Origin of the sequence: Pseudomonas antarctica (assembly GCF_900624995.1) — a bacterium.
GTDB classification, from domain to species: domain Bacteria; phylum Pseudomonadota; class Gammaproteobacteria; order Pseudomonadales; family Pseudomonadaceae; genus Aquipseudomonas; species Aquipseudomonas antarctica.
This window is the reverse complement of record NZ_UYXQ01000001.1, coordinates 232,688-256,239: the sequence shown is the minus strand read 5'-3', so window position 1 is coordinate 256,239 and position 23,552 is coordinate 232,688. Positions and strand designations below refer to the sequence as shown.

The window sequence follows — 23,552 nt, the reverse complement described above, 5'->3', positions numbered from 1 at the left end:
TTTCGGGCTCACCATTATAAGAACACTGCCTATGACTCTCAGTCCCGACCTGTTCGGCCCCTCGGCGGCGCCTGCGCAAGTCATCCGTAAATATTACGCAACCGAGATGGCGGTCGAACGCACTCGCCTGCTGTACCAAGGGTCATTGCTGCCGACTTTATTGATGTTGGTGAACGGCCTGGTTTGCGCCTGGCTGTTGTGGAACCCCAAGCAATACCTGTTGGACAGTATCTGGCTGGTCTGGCTGCTCGCCCTCGTGGCCCTGCGCGTTATCCAGGTGGCCGCCTTTGATTCGGCCATGCCCAGCCGCCAGGCCCAACCGATCTGGCGACGCATGTTCTTGCTTGGCTCGGCGATCAGCGGCCTGACCCTGGCCACCGCTGCCATTGCCCTGGTGCCGGCGGACAGCTTCATGCAGCAGGCCTGGGTGTTCGGCCTGATCGGCGCGGCGACACTGTCGGCCAGCGTCGCCTATGCGGTGAGCCTGCCCGCGTTCCTGTCATTTGCCGTGCCGTGCCTGGTGCCGGTCATCCTCTCTCTGTTTTGGAACGGCACCGCACAGCAGCAAGGTTGGGGCGTGCTCGGCCTGATCCTGCTGGGCTCTTTAAGTCTGGTCGCGTGGCAGGTCAACCGCCTGATCCAGCGTGGCTTGTTGCGCCGCTTTCAGAACCACGCGCTGATCGAGCATCTTCAACAGGCGCAGCAGCGTAGCGAGCAGTTGAATCAGGACTTGGTACGCGAAGTCGAACAGCGCCGCCAGGTCGAACAGGAGCTGCGCGAAGCCCAGATCGGCCTGCAAGACCGGGTGGCGCAACGCAGCCAAGAGCTGGACGCTGCCAGCCTGGCCCTGAACAAAAGCGAAGCGCGCCTGGCCATGGCGTTGCAAGCCAGCGAACTGGGCCTGTGGGACTGGAACCTGCAAACCGACGAGGTCCATCACACCCAGCTCAAGGAGCTGTTCGGTCTGGAGCCCGAGTACGTCACAGCGATGCTCAGCCACCTAAAGCCGCGCCTGCACCCCGACGACTTGCCGCTGCTCAAGCGCGCGCTGGTGGAGCATTTGAAAGGCCGCAGCGAGGACTACCAGGTTGAATACCGTGTGCGCCATGGCGACGGCCATTGGGTGTGGATTGAAGACCGCGGCCGTGCCGTGGAGCGCGCGCCCAACGGACGGGTCACGCGCATGCTCGGCACGCGCCGCGATATCAGCGCCGATAAAGCCCTGGAAGAACAGCAGCGCTTGGCGTCGACGGTATTTGAGGCTGCCAGCGAAGGCATCGTGATTCTTGACCCGAACTACGCGCTGATCGCCGTCAACCAGGCGTTCAGCCGCGTTACCGGCTTTGAAATCGAGGACATGCTCGGCCGCAATGTCGTGGAACTGCCCAGCAGCCGTGACGCCCGCCGTCATTTTCCGGTGATTCGCCAGGCGCTGCTCAGCCATGGCACTTGGCAGGGCGAGCTGGTGGAGACACGCAAGAACGGCGAGTTATACCCGCAGTGGCTGCAACTGAACGTGGTACGCGATGCGCGAGGACATGTCAGCCACATTGTGGGTTTCTTCGCCGATCTGTCGGCGCGGCGTGAATCCGAAGAGCGCATGCGCTACCTCACCCACTATGACGAGTTGACGGGGCTGGCCAACCGTTCACTGTTCCGCGAACGCTTGCGTGAAGCTCATCAGCGCGTGCGCCAGGGCGGGCGCAGCCTTGCGCTGCTGCATATCAACCTGGACCGCTTCAAGCTGTTAAACGACAGCCTGGGTCATGAAGTGGCCGACCAGCTGTTGCAGAAAATGTCACGCAGGCTGATCAACGCCTTGCCCGAGGCCGACACCATTGCGCGCTTGTCCGGGGATGAATTTGCCGTGTTGTTCGACGCCTACGGTAACCTGTCGAGTCTGGCGCGTGTGGCCACACGGCTGCTCGCCAAGCTGCGCGTGCCGGTGACGGTCGAGGGCCATGAACTGGTGGTCAGCGCCTCGATGGGGGTCAGCCTGCTGCCGGACAATGCGCGGGAAATTTCTGCGCTGGTCAGTCAATCGAACATGGCCATGCAGCACGCTAAACATCTGGGCGGCAATAACTTCCAGTTCTACACCGACAGCTTGCAAGCCAGCACGCTTGAGCGTTTGCAACTGGAGAACCATCTGCGCAAGGCCATCGACGAGCGCCAGCTCACGGTGTTCTACCAGCCGAAACTGTGCCTGGTCACGGGCAAGCTGAACGCCGCCGAGGCGCTGATTCGCTGGGAGCATCCGCAGTGGGGTATGGTGCCGCCGGGCGACTTTATCGGCCTGGCTGAAGAAACCGGTTTGATTGTGCCGCTGGGCGAATTCGTACTGCGCCAAGCCTGCTGGCAGGCGTGCGAGTGGCAGCGCCAGGGGCTGGCGCCGATTCGGGTGTCGGTGAACCTCTCTGTGCATCAGTTGCGCCAGGGTAAGCTGGTCAGCTTGGTGCGCCAGGTGCTGGAAGAAACCGGTCTCGACCCGCAATACCTCGAGCTGGAACTGACTGAAAGCCAGCTGCTCGATAGCGTCGAGCACATCATTGCCACCTTTCAGCAACTGCGCGACCTGGGCGTGAAGCTGGCCATCGACGACTTTGGCACGGGCTATTCGTCGCTGAGCTACCTCAAACGTATCCCCGTGGACTACGTGAAAATCGATCAGACGTTTATTCGCGGCCTGGGCCAAGGCCGTGAGGACGCGGCCATTACACGGGCCATCATCGCCATGGCCCATGGGCTGGCGCTCAAGGTGGTGGCCGAAGGTGTGGAAGATCAGCAGCAGCTGGATTTCCTGCGCGCAGAATGCTGCGACGAGGTGCAGGGCTACCTGATCAGCCGGCCGATGGAGGCGCACGGGCTGGCAGAATTGTTACGCAAAAATGCAGACTTTCCTTAAAGACCGCCGTGCCGCCCGTGTGGCTACATCGCGGCCGCCCGCTGATTCAAAGGGCATCAGGGCGATTTAGTGATGCATCGGACGGGCAAAACAGCAATTCTTGTAGTATAACTACAAGCTTGCTACATCCCTGGCACCTGCCAATAACAAGAGTCCTGCCCTTTGAACCTGTTGCAACATATCGCCCAGTCGCGCCACCTGTTACGCAAATCGGAACTCAAGGTTGCCGATCACGTGCTGCTTGACCCTGCGGCCGTGATGCACAGTTCCATGGCCGACCTGGCCCACAGCGTGGGCATCAGTGAGCCAACCATCGTGCGCTTCTGCCGCGCCATCGGATGCTCGGGTTTCCAGGATTTGAAACTCAAGCTGGCCCAGAGCCTGGCTGCTGGTGCGAGCTTCGGGCAGTTTGCGATTCACGAAGACGACTCCGTCGCTGACTACAGCCTGAAAATCTTCGACACCACCTTGCACACCCTGATGGAAGTGCGCGAGAAGCTCGACCCGGTTGAGTTGCAAAAGGCCGTGACCGCCATGTCCCAGGCCCAGCGTGTCGAGTTTTATGGTTTTGGTGCGTCGGGTGCCGTGGCAGCCGATGCCCAACACAAGTTCTTCCGCCTGCTGCTCACCGCAGCGGCCTACAGCGACCCGCACATGCAGGCGATGTCGGCGGTCACCTTGAAGCCGTCCGACGTGGCGATCTGCATTTCCCAGTCCGGCCGCTCCAAAGACCTGCTGATCACCGCCAACCTGGTGCGTGAAAGCGGCGCGACGCTGATCACCCTGTGCCCAAGCCAGACACCATTGGCGGAGCTGTCTACCGTCAACCTGGCGGTCGACGTGCACGAAGACACCGAAATTTACACGCCACTGACCTCGCGCATCGCCCACCTGGTGGTGATTGACGTGCTGGCGATGGGTGTCGCCATGGCACGCGGGCCGAGCCTGGTCAACCACCTCAAGAGCGTGAAGCGCAGCTTGCGCAGCCTGCGGTTGTCGCCTAAGTCCGTCAAAGCCCTCGACGACTGATCAAAGGCTGAGCGCGGTCAAAAATGTGGGAGCTGGCTTTGCGCCAATTTCCAAATATTCATCGTCCTGTAACCCGCGCGCCGCCAAACCGTCATCCCCCGCGCCCATCCTGACCTCCCCGTACTCGCATTGGGAGACTCAACATGGCCCGGCAATACGAAGACAGCAGCACCGTCAAAACCCGTCGTCAGCAGGAAGACCAGCGCCGCATGGCGTTTCGTCGTGCAATCGAAGACCGTTGTGAGGCGCGTCAATTGCTTCAGAGCATTAGTGACTACCCGGAACTCCACTGGCAGGCACCCGCGGCTGCCCAGCGAAACGTTCAGCCAACGCGCTGATCTGCACCCGCTCGCTGCGGATAAAGCCCAGGAACGCATGGGCCACCGGTGACAGGCGCTTGGCCTTGGCTTGCACCAGGCACCAACTGCGGTACAGCGGCAGCTCGTCTACCGGCAGCTCCTTGAGCCCGCCGATGGCCAGTTCCAGGTTGACCGCGTGGCGCGTCAGCAGCGCCACGCCCAACCCTGCGCTCACACACTCACGCTGCGCCTCGGCCGAGGCCACTTCCACCGTCTGGGTGAAGTGCACGCGTTTCTCCTTGAAGTACTCCTCGCAAGCCAGCCGCGTGCCGGAACCTGGTTCGCGCAGCAGCAGCGTGTAAGGTTCCAGGTCCTGCAAGCGCAGCGGGCCCTGCAGGCTCAACGGATGGTCGGGCGGCGCCACGGCGACAATCGGGTTGTTCAGAAACGGCAGGAATTCCAGGCCCATGTCCTGCGGCACCATGGACATGATGACCAAGTCATCACGGTTGTCCGAAAGCCGGCGGATCACTTGGGCGCGATTGACCACGGTCAGGTGCAATTGCACCTCGGGGTGCTGGCGCTTGAAGGCGGCAAACAGGTGCGGCACGAAGTACTTGGCGCTCGATTCCACCGCCAATTTTAATTGGCCCTGCAGCGACCCCTGCATGTCCGACAGCTGCATATCGAGGTTTTCCAGGCGCCCGAAAATATCCCGGCTGGCGCGTTGCAGGGCTTCGGCGGCCTCGGTCATGTAGAGCTTTTTGCCGACGTAATCGAACAGCGGCTGGCCGATCAGCTCTTCCAACTGACGAATTTGCAGGCTTACGGCCGGTTGTGTGAGTGACATTTCCTCAGCTGCGCGGCTGTAAGAGCGCAAATCACAGACTTCGTTGAAAATCTGCAGTTGACGCAATGTCATACGCATCAATGACTTACGCACTGTTTAAACCCTTCCTAGCGCCACTTTGAGGTCAACTATAAGTCTTTACTTATACACAGCCCAACAATTATTGATTTTTGTTAATCCTCCGGTGCGCATAGTGTGTGTCTCGCGACTGTCATGAAACATTTGGTCACGCGCCGACCCGGAACCAGCGGGTCGAAGACGCAGCAATCGGCTCAAGGGAATTTCCAAGTGATAAAAAAGATCCTGATCGCCAACCGGGGTGAGATTGCCGTACGAATCGTGCGTGCCTGCGCCGAGATGGGCATTCGCTCGGTCGCGGTTTACTCGGACGCCGACCGCCATGCGTTGCACGTCAAACGTGCCGACGAAGCCCACAGCATTGGTGCCGAGCCCCTGGCCGGCTACCTGAACCCGCGCAAGCTGGTGAACCTGGCCGTGGAAACCGGCTGTGATGCGCTGCACCCCGGCTACGGTTTCCTGTCGGAAAACGCCGAGCTGGCAGACATCTGCGCCGAACGTGGGGTCAAATTCATCGGCCCGTCGGCGGAAGTGATCCGCCGCATGGGCGACAAAACCGAAGCGCGCCGCAGCATGATCAAGGCCGGCGTGCCAGTGACGCCCGGCACTGAAGGCAACGTCGCCGACATCGCTGAAGCCCTCACCGAAGGCGACCGCATTGGTTACCCGGTGATGCTCAAGGCCACCTCCGGTGGCGGCGGTCGTGGTATTCGTCGTTGCAACAGCCGCGAAGAACTCGAACACGCCTTCCCTCGCGTGATCTCCGAAGCCACCAAGGCGTTCGGCTCGGCGCAAGTGTTCCTGGAAAAATGCATCGTCAATCCCAAGCACATCGAGGCGCAGATCCTCGGTGACAGCTTCGGCAATGTGGTGCATTTGTTCGAGCGCGACTGCTCGATCCAGCGCCGTAACCAGAAGCTCATCGAAATCGCCCCAAGCCCGCAACTCACCCCGGAACAGCGCGCTTACATCGGCGACCTGTCGGTGCGTGCGGCCAAGGCCGTGGGCTACGAGAACGCCGGTACCGTGGAGTTCCTGCTCGCCGAGGGCGAGGTGTACTTCATGGAAATGAACACCCGGGTGCAGGTGGAACACACCATCACCGAAGAAATCACCGGCATCGACATCGTTCGCGAGCAGATCCGCATCGCCTCTGGCCTGCCACTGTCAGTGAAACAGGAAGACATTCAGCACCGTGGTTTCGCGTTGCAGTTTCGTATCAACGCCGAAGACCCGAAGAACAACTTCCTGCCCAGTTTCGGCAAGATTACCCGTTACTACGCGCCCGGCGGCCCCGGCGTGCGTACCGACACGGCGATCTACACCGGCTACACCATCCCGCCGTTTTACGACTCCATGTGCCTGAAACTGGTGGTGTGGGCGTTGACCTGGGAAGAAGCCATGGACCGCGGCCTGCGTGCCCTGGACGACATGCGCCTGCAAGGCGTGAAGACCACCGCCGCCTACTACCAGGAAATCCTGCGCAACCCGGAATTCCGCAGCGGCCAATTTAATACAAGCTTTGTGGAAAGCCACCCAGAGCTGACCAACTACTCGATCAAGCGCAAACCCGAAGAGCTGGCCCTGGCCATCGCCGCCGCCATCGCCGCCCACGCAGGCCTGTGAGGAATACAACAATGTCCAAGAAAATTTTTGTCACCGACACCATCCTGCGCGACGCCCACCAATCGTTGCTGGCAACCCGCATGCGCACCGACGACATGCTGCCGATCTGCGACAAGCTCGACAAAGTCGGCTACTGGTCGCTGGAAGTCTGGGGGGGGGCGACCTTCGACGCCTGCGTACGCTTCCTCAAAGAAGACCCGTGGGAGCGCCTGCGCCAACTGCGCGCCGCGTTGCCCAACACGCGCTTGCAAATGCTGCTGCGTGGCCAGAACCTGCTGGGCTACCGCCACTACAGCGACGACGTGGTCAAAGCCTTCGTCGCCAAGGCGGCCGTGAATGGCATCGACGTGTTCCGCATCTTCGACGCGATGAACGACGTGCGTAACCTGCGCGTGGCCATCGAAGCCGTGAAAGCCGCCGGCAAACATGCCCAGGGCACCATCGCTTACACCACCAGCCCGGTGCACACCATCGAAGCGTTTGTGGCTCAGGCCAAGCAAATGGAAGCCATGGGTTGCGACTCGGTAGCCATCAAAGACATGGCCGGCCTGTTGACCCCGTACGCCACCGGCGAGTTGGTCAAGGCGCTGAAGGCCGAGCAGAGCCTGCCGATCTTTATCCATTCCCATGACACCGCTGGTTTGGCCGCGATGTGCCAACTCAAGGCCATCGAAAACGGCGCCGACCACATCGACACCGCCATCTCCAGCTTCGCCTGGGGCACCAGCCACCCGGGCACCGAGTCGATGGTTGCCGCCCTCAAAGGCAGCGAATTCGACACTGGCCTCGACCTGGAACTGCTGCAGGAGATCGGCCTGTACTTCTACGCCGTGCGTAAAAAGTACCACCAGTTCGAAAGCGAATTCACCGCAGTCGACACCCGCGTGCAAGTCAACCAAGTGCCGGGCGGGATGATCTCCAACCTGGCCAACCAGTTGAAAGAGCAGGGCGCGCTGAACCGCATGAGCGAAGTGCTGGCAGAGATCCCGCGCGTGCGTGAAGACCTCGGTTTCCCGCCGCTGGTGACGCCGACCTCGCAGATCGTCGGCACCCAGGCGTTCTTCAACGTGCTGGCCGGCGAGCGCTACAAGACCATCACCAACGAAGTGAAGCTCTACCTGCAAGGCGGCTACGGCAAGGCACCGGGCACGGTGAATGAAAAACTGCGTCGCCAGGCCATTGGCAGCGAAGAGGTGATCGACCATCGTCCCGCTGACCTGCTCAAGCCGGAAATGACCAAGCTGCGCGGCGAAATCGGTGCGTTGGCCAAGTCCGAAGAGGACGTGCTGACCTACGCCATGTTCCCGGACATCGGCCGCAAGTTCCTCGAAGAACGCGACGCAGGCACCCTCACGCCTGAAGTGCTGTTGCCGATCCCTGAGGCTGGCGGCGTGGCGCGTGCGGGTGGCGAAGGCGTGCCGACCGAGTTCGTTATCGACGTGCACGGCGAAAGCTACCGCGTGGATATCACGGGTGTTGGCGTCAAGGCTGAAGGCAAGCGTCACTTCTACCTGTCCATCGATGGCATGCCGGAAGAAGTGGTGTTCGAACCGCTCAACGAGTTTGTCAGCAGTGGCGGCAGCAAGCGCAAGCACGCCACCGAGCCGGGCCATGTCAGCACGGCGATGCCGGGCAATATCGTCGACGTATTGGTCAAGGAAGGCGACGTGGTCAAGGCCGGCCAGGCCGTGCTGATCACCGAAGCCATGAAAATGGAAACCGAAGTGCAGGCAGCCATTGCCGGCAAGGTAACCGCTGTTCACGTGGCCAAAGGCGACCGGGTCAACCCTGGCGAAATCCTGATTGAGATCGAAGGCTGATTCAGCCTTCGACACTACCGCTTAATCCTCGGGGGGGCAGGTGCTCCCCTTTTTTTTGCCTTGCATTCAGGTGGCGACAGGCGCTTTGCGTTTGAAGCCGATAAAGAGCCCGTTTGGGGTGTAGATCAGCGCGGGGGTTAGGGTTTTCAAGTTGCTGGTGATGCCAGTGAATCGGCCTGTGATCTGTTCGGCATCGACGATGCGCAACTGACGAGTGAGCAGTTCATCGCTTTCGTCCTCGACTTGGATAGTCAGTGTGGCGCCATCGAGGTTGGCTCGATTGCCGACTTTCAAGGTGTTGTGGGCTGCTCCTTTGCCGATGGTGAACGTCAAGGTTGAGCCTTGCCCCATTTGTAGATCGTGCTTGATGCGGGTACGGCTCTTATTGGTCGGGTTCAGTAGCAGTGTGCCCGCGACATTGAGCGTGTCGACTGTGCCACCGGTGTAGGTGGCGTCGGGCTCAACGGTCATTGCGCCGCCGATGCGGCTCTGGTTGATCAGCGTCGCATTGCTATAGACCTTGCCTTGCTGGTTGGACCCCAGCGCGCCGGTCAAGGTCCAGGTGCCGGTGCTTACCCTCAGGTGCTGCATCTGGCTGGCGCCGTTGAAGGTGCCACCCCTGGCATCGTCCAGGATAACTTGGTTGGTGCCGCTGCCGCCGTCAACCTTACCTTCGAAGTGCGCGTCGCCACGAACGGTCAACACATCATCGCCACCGCCCATGTCCAAGGCGACGCCGTTTGCACCGCTGATCAAGCCGTTATTGGTGACCCTGTCGTTGAAATCTCCGACCAGTTTCACACCGTAACCGTTGTGGCCACTGAGGGTGCCCTCGTTGATCAACAGGGTCTGCGCATGGGCCGGCCCCACGTCACCATTGTCTACCAGCATCCCATGGTGGGCGCCGCGGATGACCCCATAGTTGTAGATATCGCCGCCGCCCATGGCGATGCCTTCACTGGTATTGGGTGCTCCGTTCCTGTCCTCACCATTGGCCCCTGTACCCTGGATGATGCCGTAGTTGTAAACCTGGGCGCGCTTGTCGATGTCCAGGCCATCGCCGTCGCCATCGTTCTGCTTGGAACGCCGAGTATCGGCCCCCGTAATGATGCCGTAGTTGATGACGCGCGCAGCGCCTTTGGACTTTAGCCCTGCCCCTTTGTTGCCGGTCAGGACGCCGGTGTTGAGAAGCGTCACCTCGTCTGTAGCCTTTATGCCATTGCTGCCGCCCACTGCAACCCCCTGATTGATGACCGTGCCTCCTGCGTGGCTCAGGCTTATTGCGTTGTAGGACTCCTTAAACCGTTTTGACGGGCCGGTGGAAATGTGCCCGCTGTTGCTGAATTGGCCTCCTGTGTTGATCTCGATGGCATTACCTGTTTCAACACGTAGAGGGGCGATGGGAGCGCTAGAAGACGCCGCCCCGGAACTCAGGGCCATAGGCGTGTAGACAGTAGGATGAGGGCATACGCGTAACATTAGGTTTCGACCTCTTGGGTGGCTGAGGTCGAAAGCTAACGTAGGCAAGGGCCAGTTGATGTCGGCTGGCGCGGCCTTTGGTTGTAAGAGGGCTCGCTATATATGGATGTGCGCTTAACGCGTTATGCCGTGCGACAGAGCCGACGGTGTCTTGCACGTTAAGTCGTTGGGTGTTCGGTTAAAAACTCATTCTCCACTGCCCCATCAAGCCCTGGTTGCGACTGTTGGTGCTGGTTTGGCTGCTGTAGGCCAGGCCGACGGTATGTTGTGTGGACAATGCGAGGTCCAGGCCAGCCTGCACGTCAAGGCTGTTACGGTCCAGCGGGGTACCGTTGATGGTAAAGCTGTCAATGAGTCCTGATGCGTAGCGAGAGGATTGGCGCACCTGGCTGTCGACGCTGCCATAGAGGTGTTTCCAGCGGGTACTCAAGTGGGGGGTGAGACCCATCTGGTTGTCGAGCCGATACACCGTGGACAGCTGGAGGCCAAAGGTGCTGCTCAGGTTTTGTTGGGTTTGTGAGCCGACGTTTAACGCGGTCACCCCCCCTTTTTCCTTGAAGCTGTCGCGGTGATAGCGCTGAAAACCGAGGCCTGCGAAGGGCTCTACGTGCACATCCTCGCTGCCCAACTGATAGCCCAGTTCGGAGAATACGGTTTGGCTTTGGGCGTTGTAATTGCCCGTGAGCCGCTCCTTGTAATCAAGCAGGTTGACGCCGCGATTGTTCCGTCCGGCATGGTCGCTGTAGATCGCGCCCAAGCGCAGGGCCAGCGGGCCGTCCTGGCGCAAGGCGTATGCGCCCAGGTGCCAGCTGTCGAGGTCGGCGCGCAAACGTCGTGCATCAAAGTGGCTGGTGGTTTTTGCGCCCATCACACCCACGCGCCAGTCCTGCTCCAGTGCCCAGTCGGCGCCTAGCAGCAAGCCTTGTGTAGCGTGTTTCAGACCGGCGCTGCCGCCTTGCCTGTCGAGGCTGCCTTCATTGCTCAGGCCCTGCACCCAAAAGTGGCCTTCGTCTTCAGCGGGCAGCGTGCGCAGGGTCGAGAGCAATTGGCTGCTCAGTAGCTGCGTGGTGTTCTGAGTTGCGCCGGCCAGGTTGGCGTTTTGGCTGCCCGCCAACTGTTCAAGGGCTGCGCCGACCCCACCGGGCTGCTTACCAAGCGCTTCGAGTGACTTTTGCAAGTCGTTGAGATCTTCCCTGTCCATTTCGCCGGTCGCCACAAGTTGTATCAATGCGGGCTCAAGGACTTTTGCGACCTGTAGGCCGTTGTGCGAGGTCGCCTGCTGGATGAGGAAACCATCGAATGGCGCCGGGGGCGGTGGCGTATCAAGCGTAGGCATAAACGCCCACGAATCGTCTGCTGCGTCGTAGGGTTGATAGGGTTTGTATTCGATATCGCCTCTTGCGTGTGCAGGTTGAAAACTGGCGACAACCGCAAGGCTGATAACTATTGCGATTCTTTGGGGGGTAACGAACATGTAATCCCAACCTCTGATGAATGAGGCCGGGAATTTAGCGAGATGGCGAGGTGATAACTGTCAGGTCATCGACCCCTGTTTTGCGGGAGTTGTCTGTACCGCGACGCGATTAAAAACGCATCTGCCATTGGCCTGTCAGTGCATGGTTGCGGCTGTTACTGCCCAGTTCGCCGGTGTAGCCCAGGCCCAGGCTATGGCGAGCTGACAAGCCTACGTCCATCCCGGCTTCAAGCAAGAGGCTGTTGCGGTCCAAGGCGCTGCCTTCGACGTTAAAGGCTGTGCCGCCAGCCAGGAAAGACTGGCGTGTATTGCTGTCGACATCGCCGTAGGTGTGCTTCCAGCCTGCACTCAGGCGTGGAGTGAGGCTGATGCCGTTGTCCAGTTGGCTCAGGTGCGCCAGGCGCAAACCGAAGGTGCTGCTGAAGTTGTCCTGGGTTTGGCCGTCGACATGCAGCGCGGCGGCGCCGCCTTTTTCGTTGTAGCTCTCACGCTGGTAGCGCTGGTAGCCAAGGCTGGCGAACGGCTCGGCACTCAGGCGGCCATTGCCCATGGCGTAACCCAGTTCGGCGAAGGCTTGCTGGCTGTTGGCGTCATAGTCACCGTTGGGGCGGTCGCTGAAGCCGTTGAAGGCCACCGTGCGTTTGCTGTCGCCTTGGTGCCCGCTGTAGGCCGCACCCAGGCGCAAGGCCAGTGGCCCTCTCTGGCGCAGGGCGTAGACGCCGGCGTGCCAGCTGTCGACGTTGCCGTCGACGCCGGTAGCGTCCAGGTCGGTCTTGGAGTAGCCACCCAGCACGCCCACGCGCCAGTCGCTGTCGAGGGCCCAATCGGCGCCTAATACAGTGCCTTGGGTGCGTTGGGTCAGGCCATTGCTGCCGTGGTCGCCATCGAGTTTGCCGTAGCTGCCGATGCCTTGCAGCCACAGCCGGCCACGGGCGTTCGGGTCGTTGAGGTTGCGTGCCTGTGCAGGCACGCCGGTGGCGGCGAGCACGGGGGTGTCTTTTTCAGCAAGCCCGACCAGCAAGCCTGCGCCGCCGCCCAGCTGATGCATCGCCGCGAGCATGCTACTGCCCACTTGGGCACTGGCGCCGAGCGTGGCGCTGGTGAGGTTGGCGGTGCTGCTGCCGGCCAGTTGATCAATGGCAACGCCAGCTGTAGCGGTGGTGGTGTTGAGCAAGGCGGTATACAGCGGGTTGTTCTGGCCCAGGCCCGCCAGGCTGTTGGCCGCGCGGGTGCCGTTGTCGGTGCTGGCGAACTGGCTGAAGGCAATGTCGTTACGGGTGTATGTCAGGCCGACCTGAGTGGGGCTGTAATCCACTGTCGGCGTGAGGAAGGCGTAGTCGCTGGTGACCGTGCCGAAGGAGCCGTTGATGCTACCGGCTTGCAGCACGGTGTAGTGGCTTTGCCACGGGTACGTGCCCTCGCCAGGGTTAACCGCCAAGGTTGCGCCGTTAAGGTTGGCGGTGCCGCCGACGTTGATCGGCGCGCTGCTGCCATCGGCGTTGACGCCATACGCCAGGGTCGCGCCGCTGCCCAAGGTCAGGTCGCGAGTGACGGTCGCGGTGCCAAGCGCCGTGCTGGTCTGCAAGGTGCCATTGACCACCAGGCTGCCCACTGTGCCGCCACCGGCGTAAATGCCTCCCGCATCGACCGTTACGTTGCCGGCAATCCCGCCTTGGTTGATCAGCTTGGCGCCGCTGAAAATCTCGCCACCATCGCTGAAGTCGCCGCTGCCGGTGAGCGTCCAGGTGCCGTGTTTCACGTCCAGCCATTCGACGTTGCGGCTGTCACCGAAACGGCCACCCGCGGTGTCATCCATGCTCAGCCGGTCATAGCCGGTGCCGCCGTCCACCAGCCCGACAAAGCGGCTGCCGCCCTGCAACACCAACGTGTCATCGCCGCCGCCCAGGTCCAGGGCCAGGCCGTTGCTGCCGCTGATGGTGCCGCCGTTGATCACGGTGTCGGCGAAATTGCCGACGAACTTCACGCCAAAGCCGTTCAGCCCTTGGATGGTGCCGTGGTTTTCCAGCGTGGTGGCGGCGAGGCCCGGGCCGTCGCTGCCGTCGTCCACCAGAATCGCGTTATTGGCGCCGCTGACCAGCGCGCCGCGGGCGTTGTACACATAGCCGCCCCCCAAGGCGATGCCTTCGCTGCCGTTGGCAAAGCCGTTCTTGTCGACACCCCCGGCGCCGATGCCCTGGATGATGCCGTAGTTTTCGATATGCGCGATTTTGTCGATGTCCACGCCGTCGCCGTCGCCATCCGGTTGCAGCCCGGAGTAAGCGCCGGTGAGGGTGCCGTGGTTGATCACCGTGCCGTCGCCATCGGAACCAAAGCCCGAACCGTTACGGCCGATCACTGTGCCGTAGTTGGTCAGCGTGGCGCCCAGGTCGGTGGTGATGCCGTGGCGGCCACCGGAAATCAGGCCGTAGTTGGTCACCGTCACGCCGGTGGCGGAGTCGATATCGACGCCGTCGAATTTGTCGTCGCGCGAGAATGTGTCGCCGGTCGAGATCTGGCCATAGTTGGTGATGCTGGCGTTGGCGCCGGTCTTCATGCCGTCACTGGCATCGCCGCGAATCAGGCCGCCTGCGCGGTTGATGAGGGTGGTGGTGACGTTGTTGCTGCGGATCGCATCCAGGTCCAAGCCTTGGCCAGTGGCCGAGCGAATGGTGCCGCTGTTGTCGATCAACAGACTGCCGCTGGCAAAGTTGCTATTGATGCGCAGCGCATCGTTGGCGCCCTGGATTACGCCACCCGCGAGGTTGTAAATGCTGTAGTTGCGTGCCCCGGTGATCGTCCCCGAACTGTCGATGCCTCGCCCGCCGGTAGAGACCAGTTGGCCCGCGTTAGTGATCACCACGCCCGCGCCGCCGGTGCCGTCCTTGAGTGTGACGGCTACGCCGGAGGTGGAAATGCTGCCTGGCGCCGAGGTGGTCAGCGAATCACTGTCGGTCAGGGTTTGCGCCGTGGTGGTCGGTGTGTCGATCTGCATGGTTTTGGTCGGCGTAGGCGCCGCTTCCGCGACACCGCTGGCCAATAAGGTGATGGCAAGCGCGAGGCGGTGGGGCGACGGGGGCATGGCAGACGACCTTGTTATGGAAACGAGTCGACCTGTATAGCGCAGGGGGATTGCAGGAGTGTGTCAGTGGTGTGACGCGTACTGTCTCTGCATTTTATTGCGTAAATAGCGCCAAGGTTTTTTGTTTCATGCATGTTATTGCAGTTTTAACAGGTGCGCAGCGTCCACATAGCAGTTGGCACTTTTTAGCTGATAGACGCATTAAATTGCAGGTAAAAGCCATGGTCAGCCTGACGCTACAAATCTACACCAAAGGAAAGTGGCAGGACGCCTTGCCCCTATTTACGAGTTGGCGTCCATGGTGATGGACGACGAAGGCATCACGCGCACCACCCAATGGCCACGAGAGCTGGAACGGGCAGGCGAGGTGGACTGGCGGGGGGTGTGTCATTTGTTGGGTGACCTCGTCGACAGCCAGGAACTGTTCGAAGGCCTGAGAGCCGCAGCGCCTGAAAGAGTGGGGATTGAAATGAGCCTGACCGTTGATGAACGAACCCTGCTGATTGAAAGCATTCAGGATGCCTTGGCCGATGGCACGCTGGAAATCGCCGAAGCGGTACGCCGCTTGCGCACCGAAGTCACAGGCCTGCATCAAAGCCAGTTCGCCAAGATGTGCAAAATCTCTGTGCGCACCTTGGTGCATATCGAACATGGCGAGGGGAATCAGACGCTGAAATCGTTGAATGCGGTGTTCAGGCCGTTTGGGTTGAAGATGGGCGTGGTGAAGGTTCGTAGACGTTTGTGAGTTGTTCGAAACCGCTGAAAATCTAATGTGGGAGTCGGGCTTGCCCGCGATGGCAGTGTGTCAGCCAGCATCTGCAGTGCTGACCCGCCGCCATCGCGGGCAAGCCCGGCTCCCACATTGATCGAGGGTGTTTTCAGAACTAGGCTCGGCACTCGGCCAGTGTTTTCAGTTGGCCGGAACCACTCTGGTTCGCCTCGGACAGCCACGCTTCAAACCCTGCCCCAACCGTCGGCCATTCCGAATCCAGGATCGAATACCACGCGGTATCGCGGTTCTGCCCCTTGACCACCATGTGCTGGCGGAACACGCCTTCAAAACTGAAGCCCAAGCGCTCCGCCGCGTATTTGGAGCGGGCATTGCCGTTGTTGCACTTCCATTCCAGGCGACGGTAGCCCTGTTCAAACGCGTACTGGGCGAGCAAATACACCGCCTCGGTGCTTTTCGGCGAGCGCTGCATCGGGGCGCCGAAGGTGACGTGGCCGATTTCGATGCGGCCCTGGGCCGGGACGATGGACATCAGGCTGAGGATGCCCTGCACCTGGCCGTTGGCGCGGTCGATCACGCTGAAAAAATACGGGTCGGCATTGGCGGCGTGGTTATTCAGCCAGGCATCGAACGCGGCGCGCTCGGCAAACGGGCCGTAAGGCAAGTAGTCCCACAATTTAGGGTCGGCGCCGGGGCCTTCGAGGGCTTGCCACAGTTGGTCGGCGTGGCGGGCCGGGTCGAGCTTTTCCAGGCGGATAAAACGCCCTTCGAGCAGTTCAACGGTAGGCGCCGGGACGCCTTTCCAGTCGGCGGGTGAGATAGGCATGCTGCGCTCCTTAAAGACCTTTGCGAAATTGGATAAAGCCAGGACGTTCGGCAATGCGTTCGTAGAGTTGGATCGCAGTGGCATTGGTCTCATGGGTCAACCAATGGACCTTGCAGCAACCATCGGCCTTGGCGGTGGCGTAGACGAATTCGATCAGTTTGCGGCCCACGCCGGTGCCGCGCTGGGCCGGGTGCACCAGCAGGTCCTGCAGGTAGCAGGAGTTCTCGATGCTCCAGTTGGACCGGTGGTAGATGAAGTTGACCAGGCCCACCGCCTTGCCATCCTGCCAGGCCAGCGCCGAATGGGTCGGCTCATTGGCGTCGATCAGGCGTTGCCAGGTGCTGTGGCTGACGGCGTCCGGTAACTCGGTGTTGTAGAACGCCAAGTACGCCTGCCACAGCGGCAGCCACGCGGCGTGGTCCGCGGCAGTGACCTGGCGGATGTCGATCTGGCTCATTCTGAAGCTCCTTGAGGAATAAAGCGCGCGAGGGTCTGGTCGCGCACATCGATGCTGGCAGCCAGGCCCTCGCGCACGCCGTTGATGTCGGCTTGGCTGCGGTTCTGGCTGAGTTTGCGCGTGCCGATCAGGCGGTCGATGGGCAGAGCGAAGCCGACGATGGCCTTGAGCATGCCGTCAATGTAGTCGGCCGGGGCGTCGCTGACTTTCCACGGCTGGGCGCGGCTGCCTTCATGGCGATCGGTGAGTGCCGTGACCAAGGCGAGTAAACGCTCGGCGTCGGTAAATACTTCTGCCTTGCCGTACGCATGCACCGCGATGTAATTCCAAGTCGGCACCACTTTGCCGTGCTCGGCCTTGGCCGGGTAAAACGCCGGGCTGATGTAGGCCTCGGCGCCGGCAAAGATCACCAAGGCTTCGCTGCCGTTTTGCAGGTCGCGCCATTGGCGATTGGCCTTGGCCAGGTGACCGTAGAGGGTGCCATTCGGGCCTTCATCGGGGTTGAGCAACAGCGGCAAGTGGCTGGCCTGCAGGCCTGGCTCACCAAAGGTCACCAACTGCGCCAAGCGAGTGTGCTGGATCAGTTGCTGCAATTCGGGCAAATCGTCGAGAGCAAAGGCGCGGGGTGTGTACATGGAAATTTTCCTTGGCGAATGCCTGCATCCTAGGCAGGCTAATGGCTCGTTGTAAGAGCCATCTAGTGCCCATTTCATAGGTCCAATATGCCGCCCATTTCGCCCCCGCTGTCATTTAACCCTGCCGGTATTGAATTGGACCGTCGCCAAGGCCTGACTCGCCAGCTATATGAAGCCTTGCGCCAGCGAGTGCTGGACGGGCGGCTGGTCAGTAGCACGCGGTTACCCGCCACCCGTGACTTGGCGAAGGCATTGTCGATCTCGCGTAACAGCGTGGTGCGCGCCTACGACCAGCTGTATGCGGAAGGGTTTATTGAGAGCAGGGTTGGCGATGGCACTTACGTAGCTCAATTGCCCACGGCAAAAAAACTATCCACAAAAGTGTCCACAGGGTTACTAACAGGGTTATCCCCAGGTTTATCCACAAAATGGCAGGATTTACCCGTAGATCTCGACGCTGAAGTTATCCACAGCGCAGGCCTGGCGCGGGTAAAAAACAATCACCTTTCCTTGCCTCCATCGGGGCCGCCCAGGGCCTTTCGCGTGGGCGTGCCCGCCTTTGATCTGTTCCCATTCGAGGTATGGGCCAAGCTGAATGGGGCGTTCTGGCGCAAGCCGGACCTGGAACAGCTGTGCTACGGCGACCCGGCAGGTGACGGTCGCCTGCGCGGGTTGATCGCCGCTTACTTGCGCAGCTCGCGAGGCATGCAGTGCACGGCTGAGCAAATAGTGATCACCAGTGGTGCGCAGCAAGCAATAAGCCTTTGTGCACAGTTGCTGGTAGAGCCTGGCGACGGGGTGGCGGTGGAAAATCCCGGCTATCGCGCAGCAGGCCATGCGTTCGCCTTGGCTGGCGGGCGCCTGCAGGGTGTGCCGGTGGACGCCGAAGGCATTGATTGCCAAGTGCTGAACACCCTTGGTGATTGCCGGGTGGCGTATGTCACGCCTTCCCACCAGTACCCGCTGGGTGTGGTGATGAGCCTGGCGCGGCGCCTGGAACTGTTGGCCTGGGCCGAGCGTACGGGCGGCTGGGTCATCGAAGACGACTACGACGGTGAGTACCGCTACAGCGGCGCGCCGCTGTCACCGTTGGCGGCACTGGATCGCAGTGGGCGCGTGCTGTACGTCGGCACCTTCGGCAAGGTGGCGTTCCCGGCCTTGCGCCTGGGTTACTTGGTGTTGCCACCGGGCCTGGTGGACGCTTTCACCCGGCGTCGCGCCGTGGACATGCGCCATTCGGAAGTCAGTACCCAGGCGGTGATGGCCGAGTTTATGGCGGCTGGGCATTTTCAACGACACATCCGGCGCATGCGTCGCGCGGCGTTGAGCCGGCGTAACGCTTTGCTTGCCGGTTGGCCGAACGATTTGCCCGGCGTCGGCGCCTTGCCTGGGGTGGCGGCCGGGTTGCACCTGACCGTGCGCGTGGCCAGCCTGGCCCGTGAACAGCAGTTGCTTGCGCAGGCGCACACGGTCGGCGTAGAGGTGAACGGCTTGAGCAGCTATTGGCTACCCGACTGCGCGACGCCCGCCGACCAACGCGCCGGTTTGGTGCTGGGCTTCGCCGCCGTGCCGGAAGCGGCGATCAGGGCTGCGTTGACGCGGCTGCAGTCAATCTGGAAGGGCTGAGGTCAAGCGTCGAAAAACACGGATCTGGCCAGCTGAGGGCTGATTTCACTGCGGTAAATCGCGATCTGGTCTTTATCGCTGGTGCCTGTGCGCTGCACTGCGCCGCCGAGTTTTTGCTGTTCGCGGGTCTTGAGGTGCGCGGCGGTAAAATAGTCGGCCCCGGCCTGGGGGGCGGCATAGTGAAAATGCGCGTACCACAGCACGGACTGGCTCTGCGAGTCGCGAATTTCGTACTCGTCCAAGTAATCTTTTCCGGGCCCTTTGAGGCGCCGACGATTGATCACTTTGGCAATCTTCACCAGCCCTTGAGCGTGCAACCACTCTACACGCGCTGCTGTCGGCGGTTGTTGCTTGGTCATCGTGATTCGCGTTTGGGTCCCCAGCTCATAGAACCGTCGGGCGCCGTCATTGAGCCTGCGGTTGAGTGTGGCCGCTGAAGGGCGGTCGCTTTCGGTGAGGTTCAGCTGGGTCAGGGCCGCTTCCACCTCTATCGCGGCGCTCTCCAAGCGTGCCGCGTGCTGGTGGAACATCTCTTCAATTTCTACCGGGATGCGCCCCGGCCTGCGCGAGTGGGCCAACAGGCGTTGAGTGACGGCCCGGTCTTCATCCAGTAACTGCTGCCCGGCGTTGAGACTCACCCCCAGGTCGGCGGTTTTTGATGTTGGCGTGGGTACGTTGGTTGTTTTGTGCTCGACCCAGTTTCCCGGGTTTTTTTCGTGAAAGGTCGCAATTAGTTTGCCCGTCAGCGGGGCCTTGACGTCCACCAGCGTGGCATCGTTTTCCCGTGGCTCTCCGACCACGACGCCTTTGAAGCGGGTCTTGATGATTTTGCGTCGCGGCCGCTCGGGTGGCTTCGACGGGCCGGGCTTGGGCTCAAGGGCTTTGCGTTCGCGCAACAGCCGCGCCAACTCACCGAGGGTCTGTTGATGAAACTCGTCGATGCGCTGGCGCAAAGCTTCCAAGGGCGTGCGCTGCAGCTGTTCGGCGTAATCGGCGTGCAGGTCCAGCAGGCGCCGGTCTACAACCGAAAATTGCTCGGCCAGGCTGTTGAGCGCTTCGATGCGTTCACTCAAGGTGTTGTTGTGAGGCAGGCCAAGCATATCAATGACGCTCTGCACATTAAGGTCGGCGGCGTCGACGATGGCGTTCAGTTGTGTACGCACACGGGTCAGCAGTTCGCTGTCACCGGCATTGACGCACAGGTACTGCGACACGGTGATGAGCACCGCTTTCATGTCGACCAGCCTGATATCTGGCAGGGTGCGCAGTGTCGATTGGATGACCTTAGCCCCCTCTGAACCCAGGTTTTCCAGCTCTTTGATACGGCTGGCCACGTACTCCAGCCGCATGATTATTTCCAGGCTCTGGGTTGCCATACCCTGAGCGGTTTGCGTCTCGATGGCGGGGTCCACCGGCTCTGTCGATTGGAGCATGTCCAAGGCGGCCAGCAAGGTGTCACGGTAAGCAGGCAGCTGCTCATCAAGGGCGGCTTCAGTCAGCATCAGCTGGTTTTTCATGTAATTGATCATGAGGCTCTGGTAGTTGGGTACCGCATCGATGATGCCCAGGGCCCTGAGTTGGCGAATAGGCTCGTCGTATTCCAGCAGGCGTTTATTGACCTCTGTGATGAAGGTTTGCCGGCGCGCGTCGGTGGACGGGCCGGGTTGCGAGCCTATGGCGGCGAGGGCGTCAGAGAGCTTTTTTTGATGATCGGGTTCGCTGAGACGGAATTCTTCGAGCTTTTCACGCAGATCGTCAATGCGCGCGGGTCTGGGGCCCTCGGCAGCTTTGCGACGGTTGCGCAGCCCGCCGCCGCGCAGACGCAGGCGGGTGTCGACGAACCATTGCCCGGCCTTATTGCCGATCAGCAATGGGCCAGTGCGTGTGGGGATGAGCGGGTCGATAATCATCACATTATCGTCGGCGCCCACCTGTACTTCAAACCAGCGCTCACCCACCGGGGCAAACCATTTATTTTCTGACGGGTAGAGGTGAAGGTGGGGGCCGGCTTGCTTGTTCTGCTCACCCAAATCGGTGGGGCGGTCGACTTTTAAGCTGTCCAGCCGCGTCTTCAGGGCTGAGGGGCTGCGACTCAGCGCGCCGCTGACGTGCAGGGATTTCTGATGCGACGCGAACAATTCGGTGCTGGACAGATCTGGCATCTGCACGCGGGTGACGGTTGGCGCCGGCAGCGCCGGCTGTTGCGGCTCGGTGATCAGCACCGGCTCGTCGGCCACTTTGATTTTCAACGGCTCGGCGGTTGCCTGCGTGGGCGGATGACGCAGAGCTACATGCAGGGCCAGGGCCATGCCCAAGTTAAGCCACAGGTCCACCAGCGAGGTCCAGGGCGTTGGCTCGTCCGGTGTATTGATCGCTTTCCCGGCTTCCTCCAGGTCACTCATGATTTGCCACATCCAGGCCGCGACGCCCACGGTAGGGCCAAGGTACGGCAGGGCGGCATTGAAAATTCGCCAGCCAGCCTGGCGATAGGTCGCCCAGCGTTTTTTAACGTTGGACACCGATTGGCGTGTTGCGAGGTCGACCATGGCGTTGGCGTTGGCCTTGAACAGCGCGTCCAGTACGCCATTGCCGAGTACATCGTCACTCAGGACGATAGGGCCGCTCATGTACACCACGGTGGCGGGCTCGATCAACACGCGGACCAAGGTCCATGGTGACGGCAGGGTATCGGGAAACACGTATTGCGCGTAGTTGAAGCGTGCCGCCTCGGGTAACCAGGCCAGCACTGACTCGCGCAGCGGTCGGTCATGCTTGATCGCATACAACAGGTTTTGCCGGGTAGGGAACTGGCGCAGCGCCGGTTCCAGTAGCGGGCGGTACAGCAGGCAGGGCCCTCTGTCGGCTGACTTCGGCCCGATCACGAACATGTTGGTCACCACATCCTGCTCGTGACCGGGGCGCAATGTGGGGATAAAGGCCAACGGGCGGATGACGATTTCCTGCCCGTCCACCTGGCGTTCATGCGCCTCGGCTTGCATCACGGCAGCGACATAGCGGTAGCCGAGTTCAGTAAGGCCGTTGCGCGCCTGGATTTTCCATTGCAGGGCCAGTAGCGGTAACTGCACACGCAATTGGGTGGCGTAGAGCAACCGCCGAGCCTGCGACTGCTTTGAGTCTTCGAGCAGCGTGCGTTTGACCAGCGCCGGATACTGTTCGCCGATATCCAGCTGTGCAATCACCTCTTCGAGATAGCTGTAGGTCAGCCAATCCGGTGTTGCGCCGCCGTTGTACACCACGCTTTTGTCGCCGGTAGGCAGGCCGGTGAGGTTTTCCAGGGCCAGGTCGATCAGGTTGCGGCGGGTGATATCCACCTGCCCAGGCACGGTGAAAGAGCCCCAAATAACCGGGCTGCGGATGATCACTTCGACCTTGTCAGGGTTCAGTTGGGCGCCCTGCTTATGGCCCTGGAATTTGCGTTGCAATTGCGCACGGGTGTAGTCGCGTATCGGCGCAATAGCGTCCTGGAACGAGCGGCCTTGGTTGTAGGTGTGCACTTGGGAAAGGTCGATGAGGTAACGGCTGTAAGCGGCGACATCGGCATCGTTGGCCTCGGCCAGCCAGTCGGGAATGTGTTGATGCATCTGGCGAATGTTCGCCAAGGATTGGTCGTTCAGGTCTTCAATGCTGGGCAGGGAGCGGGTAAGGGTCGAAGGGGCCTGGGCCAGTTCGAGTGGCTCGTTGGCCTGTGCGTTACTCAGGTCTGCGATGGTATCGATTTGTATGCTGATCAACGCGCAGGCCAGGCTGTCGAAAAAATTGCCGACCGGCTCGGACAAACGCCATTGCAGCGTCATATCGCCACTCGCCTCTGTCACCTTGGACGGCAGGCTTTCGCCGAGCGCTGCCAGTGAGTCGAATTTTTCGTAGCCGCCGACCAGTGAGTAGACGAGGATCTTGGGTTTTTCCTCGTGCGTGCCGATCAGTACGGCCTTGTCCAGTACGCTGACATGACGACGCTGGTCATCGTGCAGCAAATCGACATCGATCAGATAAGCCCGGCTCTTGTATAAATCCTTAAGGGTGCGGGTCTCCCACTGTGGGGCGTGATACAGCGTCCTGGCCATGGCGCAGTCGTCGGCGTCCCAACCGTCAACCGTGGTCACGTTCCACACCTTGCTCAGTGAGTTGGCGAACACTTGCCAGCGCGGACCCTTGCCGCCGTTGGACTGGTTCCAGTAATCCAGTTGCTGTTCCTGAAAGGCGGTGAACAGCAGCGGCGACAGCTCGTTGATCAAGCGCCCGACGGCATCAATCTTCACCGGCAGGTGCACGGCATTAAAGTCCTCGGGTTGCAGTGAAAGATAATGCTCGCCGTCGAGATAGATCACGGGTTTGGGTGAGATGGCCTGGCGTGCAAGGACGGAGGTGAGTGACTCGGCATAGCCGCTGAACGAGACGATCGTATCGCCGACGACTCGCCAGCGTGGCCTGCACACCATGGCAAGGTCGGGGTCGATATCCAGCGTGGGGTATAGCTCGCGCAGGGCGGTGCGCAAAGTGGTGGAGGCCACTTCTCGGGTGGTGGGAACGCTGGTCAGTTGGGTGAGCAGTTCATAGGCATCGGGCGGGCGGTTGTTTGGTGAGGCGTCCGTGGCGGGCGTGTCGTGAGGCATCTGCA

15 protein-coding genes are annotated in these 23,552 nt (G+C 61.0%); 7 read left to right on the top strand and 8 right to left on the bottom strand.

Annotation, left to right across the window (positions count from 1 at the left end):
* Positions 1-31: 31 nt before the first annotated feature.
* The 3 genes from E0F99_RS01180 (at position 32) to E0F99_RS30355 (ending at position 4,272) form a co-directional block, all read left to right on the top strand.
* Positions 32-2,905 (top strand): GGDEF domain-containing phosphodiesterase, encoded by a 2,874-nt coding sequence (locus tag E0F99_RS01180; RefSeq protein WP_083356046.1) that lies wholly within the window; start codon positions 32-34, stop codon positions 2,903-2,905.
* Between the two features lie 162 nt (positions 2,906-3,067).
* Positions 3,068-3,934: a transcriptional regulator HexR gene (gene hexR, locus E0F99_RS01175; RefSeq protein ID WP_083356047.1), complete on the top strand. Its 867-nt coding sequence runs from the start codon at positions 3,068-3,070 to the stop codon at positions 3,932-3,934.
* 143 nt (positions 3,935-4,077) lie between these two features.
* Positions 4,078-4,272 carry a PA3496 family putative envelope integrity protein gene (locus E0F99_RS30355; protein WP_083356048.1) on the top strand — a complete coding sequence of 65 codons (195 nt, stop codon included), beginning with the start codon at positions 4,078-4,080 and terminating at the stop codon, positions 4,270-4,272.
* On the opposite strand, the gene E0F99_RS01165 is transcribed toward E0F99_RS30355, so the two are convergent.
* Positions 4,202-5,176 carry a LysR family transcriptional regulator gene (locus tag E0F99_RS01165; protein ID WP_083356049.1) on the bottom strand — a complete coding sequence of 325 codons (975 nt, stop codon included), beginning with the start codon at positions 5,174-5,176 and terminating at the stop codon, positions 4,202-4,204. The genes E0F99_RS30355 and E0F99_RS01165 overlap by 71 nt on opposite strands.
* 195 nt (positions 5,177-5,371) lie before the next feature.
* Here E0F99_RS01165 and E0F99_RS01160 point away from each other — a divergent pair, with 195 nt between their 5' ends.
* Together E0F99_RS01160 and oadA are read left to right on the top strand one after the other, a co-directional pair.
* Positions 5,372-6,787, top strand: a complete 1,416-nt coding sequence (locus tag E0F99_RS01160) for an acetyl-CoA carboxylase biotin carboxylase subunit (RefSeq protein WP_083356050.1) — start codon at positions 5,372-5,374, stop codon at positions 6,785-6,787.
* An 11-nt stretch (positions 6,788-6,798) separates the two neighbouring features.
* Complete coding sequence (gene oadA, locus E0F99_RS01155) at positions 6,799-8,607, top strand: sodium-extruding oxaloacetate decarboxylase subunit alpha (protein ID WP_083356051.1); 1,809 nt, start codon at positions 6,799-6,801, stop codon at positions 8,605-8,607.
* 66 nt (positions 8,608-8,673) lie between these two features.
* Here the strand turns inward: oadA and E0F99_RS01150 are convergent, their stop codons facing one another.
* The 3 genes from E0F99_RS01150 to E0F99_RS01140 all read right to left on the bottom strand — a co-directional run bounded on the left by E0F99_RS01150 (position 8,674) and on the right by E0F99_RS01140 (position 14,639).
* On the bottom strand, positions 8,674-9,804 hold the full coding sequence (locus tag E0F99_RS01150) for a hypothetical protein (RefSeq protein ID WP_130908683.1): 1,131 nt from the start codon (positions 9,802-9,804) through the stop codon (positions 8,674-8,676).
* Between the two features lie 460 nt (positions 9,805-10,264).
* Positions 10,265-11,560 carry an autotransporter outer membrane beta-barrel domain-containing protein gene (locus E0F99_RS01145; protein ID WP_083356053.1) on the bottom strand — a complete coding sequence of 432 codons (1,296 nt, stop codon included), beginning with the start codon at positions 11,558-11,560 and terminating at the stop codon, positions 10,265-10,267.
* Positions 11,561-11,669: 109 nt separating this feature from the next.
* Positions 11,670-14,639: an autotransporter outer membrane beta-barrel domain-containing protein gene (locus E0F99_RS01140; protein ID WP_083356054.1), complete on the bottom strand. Its 2,970-nt coding sequence runs from the start codon at positions 14,637-14,639 to the stop codon at positions 11,670-11,672.
* A 469-nt stretch (positions 14,640-15,108) separates the two neighbouring features.
* Here E0F99_RS01140 and E0F99_RS01130 point away from each other — a divergent pair, with 469 nt between their 5' ends.
* On the top strand, positions 15,109-15,384 hold the full coding sequence (locus E0F99_RS01130; protein WP_083360338.1) for a helix-turn-helix domain-containing protein: 276 nt from the start codon (positions 15,109-15,111) through the stop codon (positions 15,382-15,384).
* Between the two features lie 139 nt (positions 15,385-15,523).
* Here E0F99_RS01130 and E0F99_RS01125 read toward each other — a convergent pair whose 3' ends face one another.
* Genes E0F99_RS01125 through E0F99_RS01115 form a run of 3 tightly spaced genes read right to left on the bottom strand, consistent with a single transcriptional unit; the run spans position 15,524 to position 17,287 of the window.
* Positions 15,524-16,195: a GNAT family N-acetyltransferase gene (locus tag E0F99_RS01125; protein WP_083356055.1), complete on the bottom strand. Its 672-nt coding sequence runs from the start codon at positions 16,193-16,195 to the stop codon at positions 15,524-15,526.
* Between the two features lie 10 nt (positions 16,196-16,205).
* Complete coding sequence (locus E0F99_RS01120) at positions 16,206-16,652, bottom strand: GNAT family N-acetyltransferase (protein ID WP_083356056.1); 447 nt, start codon at positions 16,650-16,652, stop codon at positions 16,206-16,208.
* On the bottom strand, positions 16,649-17,287 hold the full coding sequence (locus E0F99_RS01115) for an FMN-binding negative transcriptional regulator (RefSeq protein WP_083356057.1): 639 nt from the start codon (positions 17,285-17,287) through the stop codon (positions 16,649-16,651). Before E0F99_RS01115 ends, E0F99_RS01120 begins: the two co-directional genes overlap by 4 nt.
* An 87-nt stretch (positions 17,288-17,374) precedes the next feature.
* Between E0F99_RS01115 and pdxR the strand changes: the two genes are divergently transcribed.
* Complete coding sequence (gene pdxR, locus E0F99_RS01110; RefSeq protein WP_083356058.1) at positions 17,375-18,913, top strand: MocR-like pyridoxine biosynthesis transcription factor PdxR; 1,539 nt, start codon at positions 17,375-17,377, stop codon at positions 18,911-18,913.
* A 2-nt stretch (positions 18,914-18,915) separates the two neighbouring features.
* On the opposite strand, the gene E0F99_RS01105 is transcribed toward pdxR, so the two are convergent.
* The gene (locus E0F99_RS01105) at positions 18,916-23,547 is read right to left on the bottom strand and encodes a dermonecrotic toxin domain-containing protein (protein ID WP_083356059.1); all 4,632 of its coding nucleotides are present in this window, start codon (positions 23,545-23,547) and stop codon (positions 18,916-18,918) included.
* Positions 23,548-23,552 lie beyond the last annotated feature (5 nt).

Coding starts and splice junctions, on each gene's coding strand:
- E0F99_RS01180 (WP_083356046.1), top strand. CDS start 32: ATGACTCTCAGTCCCGACCTGTTCGGCCCCTCGGCGGCGCCTGCGCAA.
- E0F99_RS01120 (WP_083356056.1), bottom strand. CDS start 16,652: ATGAGCCAGATCGACATCCGCCAGGTCACTGCCGCGGACCACGCCGCG.
- E0F99_RS30355 (WP_083356048.1), top strand. CDS start 4,078: ATGGCCCGGCAATACGAAGACAGCAGCACCGTCAAAACCCGTCGTCAG.
- E0F99_RS01125 (WP_083356055.1), bottom strand. CDS start 16,195: ATGCCTATCTCACCCGCCGACTGGAAAGGCGTCCCGGCGCCTACCGTT.
- pdxR (WP_083356058.1), top strand. CDS start 17,375: ATGCCGCCCATTTCGCCCCCGCTGTCATTTAACCCTGCCGGTATTGAA.
- E0F99_RS01105 (WP_083356059.1), bottom strand. CDS start 23,547: ATGCCTCACGACACGCCCGCCACGGACGCCTCACCAAACAACCGCCCG.
- E0F99_RS01130 (WP_083360338.1), top strand. CDS start 15,109: ATGAGCCTGACCGTTGATGAACGAACCCTGCTGATTGAAAGCATTCAG.
- E0F99_RS01115 (WP_083356057.1), bottom strand. CDS start 17,287: ATGTACACACCCCGCGCCTTTGCTCTCGACGATTTGCCCGAATTGCAG.
- E0F99_RS01140 (WP_083356054.1), bottom strand. CDS start 14,639: ATGCCCCCGTCGCCCCACCGCCTCGCGCTTGCCATCACCTTATTGGCC.
- oadA (WP_083356051.1), top strand. CDS start 6,799: ATGTCCAAGAAAATTTTTGTCACCGACACCATCCTGCGCGACGCCCAC.
- E0F99_RS01145 (WP_083356053.1), bottom strand. CDS start 11,560: ATGTTCGTTACCCCCCAAAGAATCGCAATAGTTATCAGCCTTGCGGTT.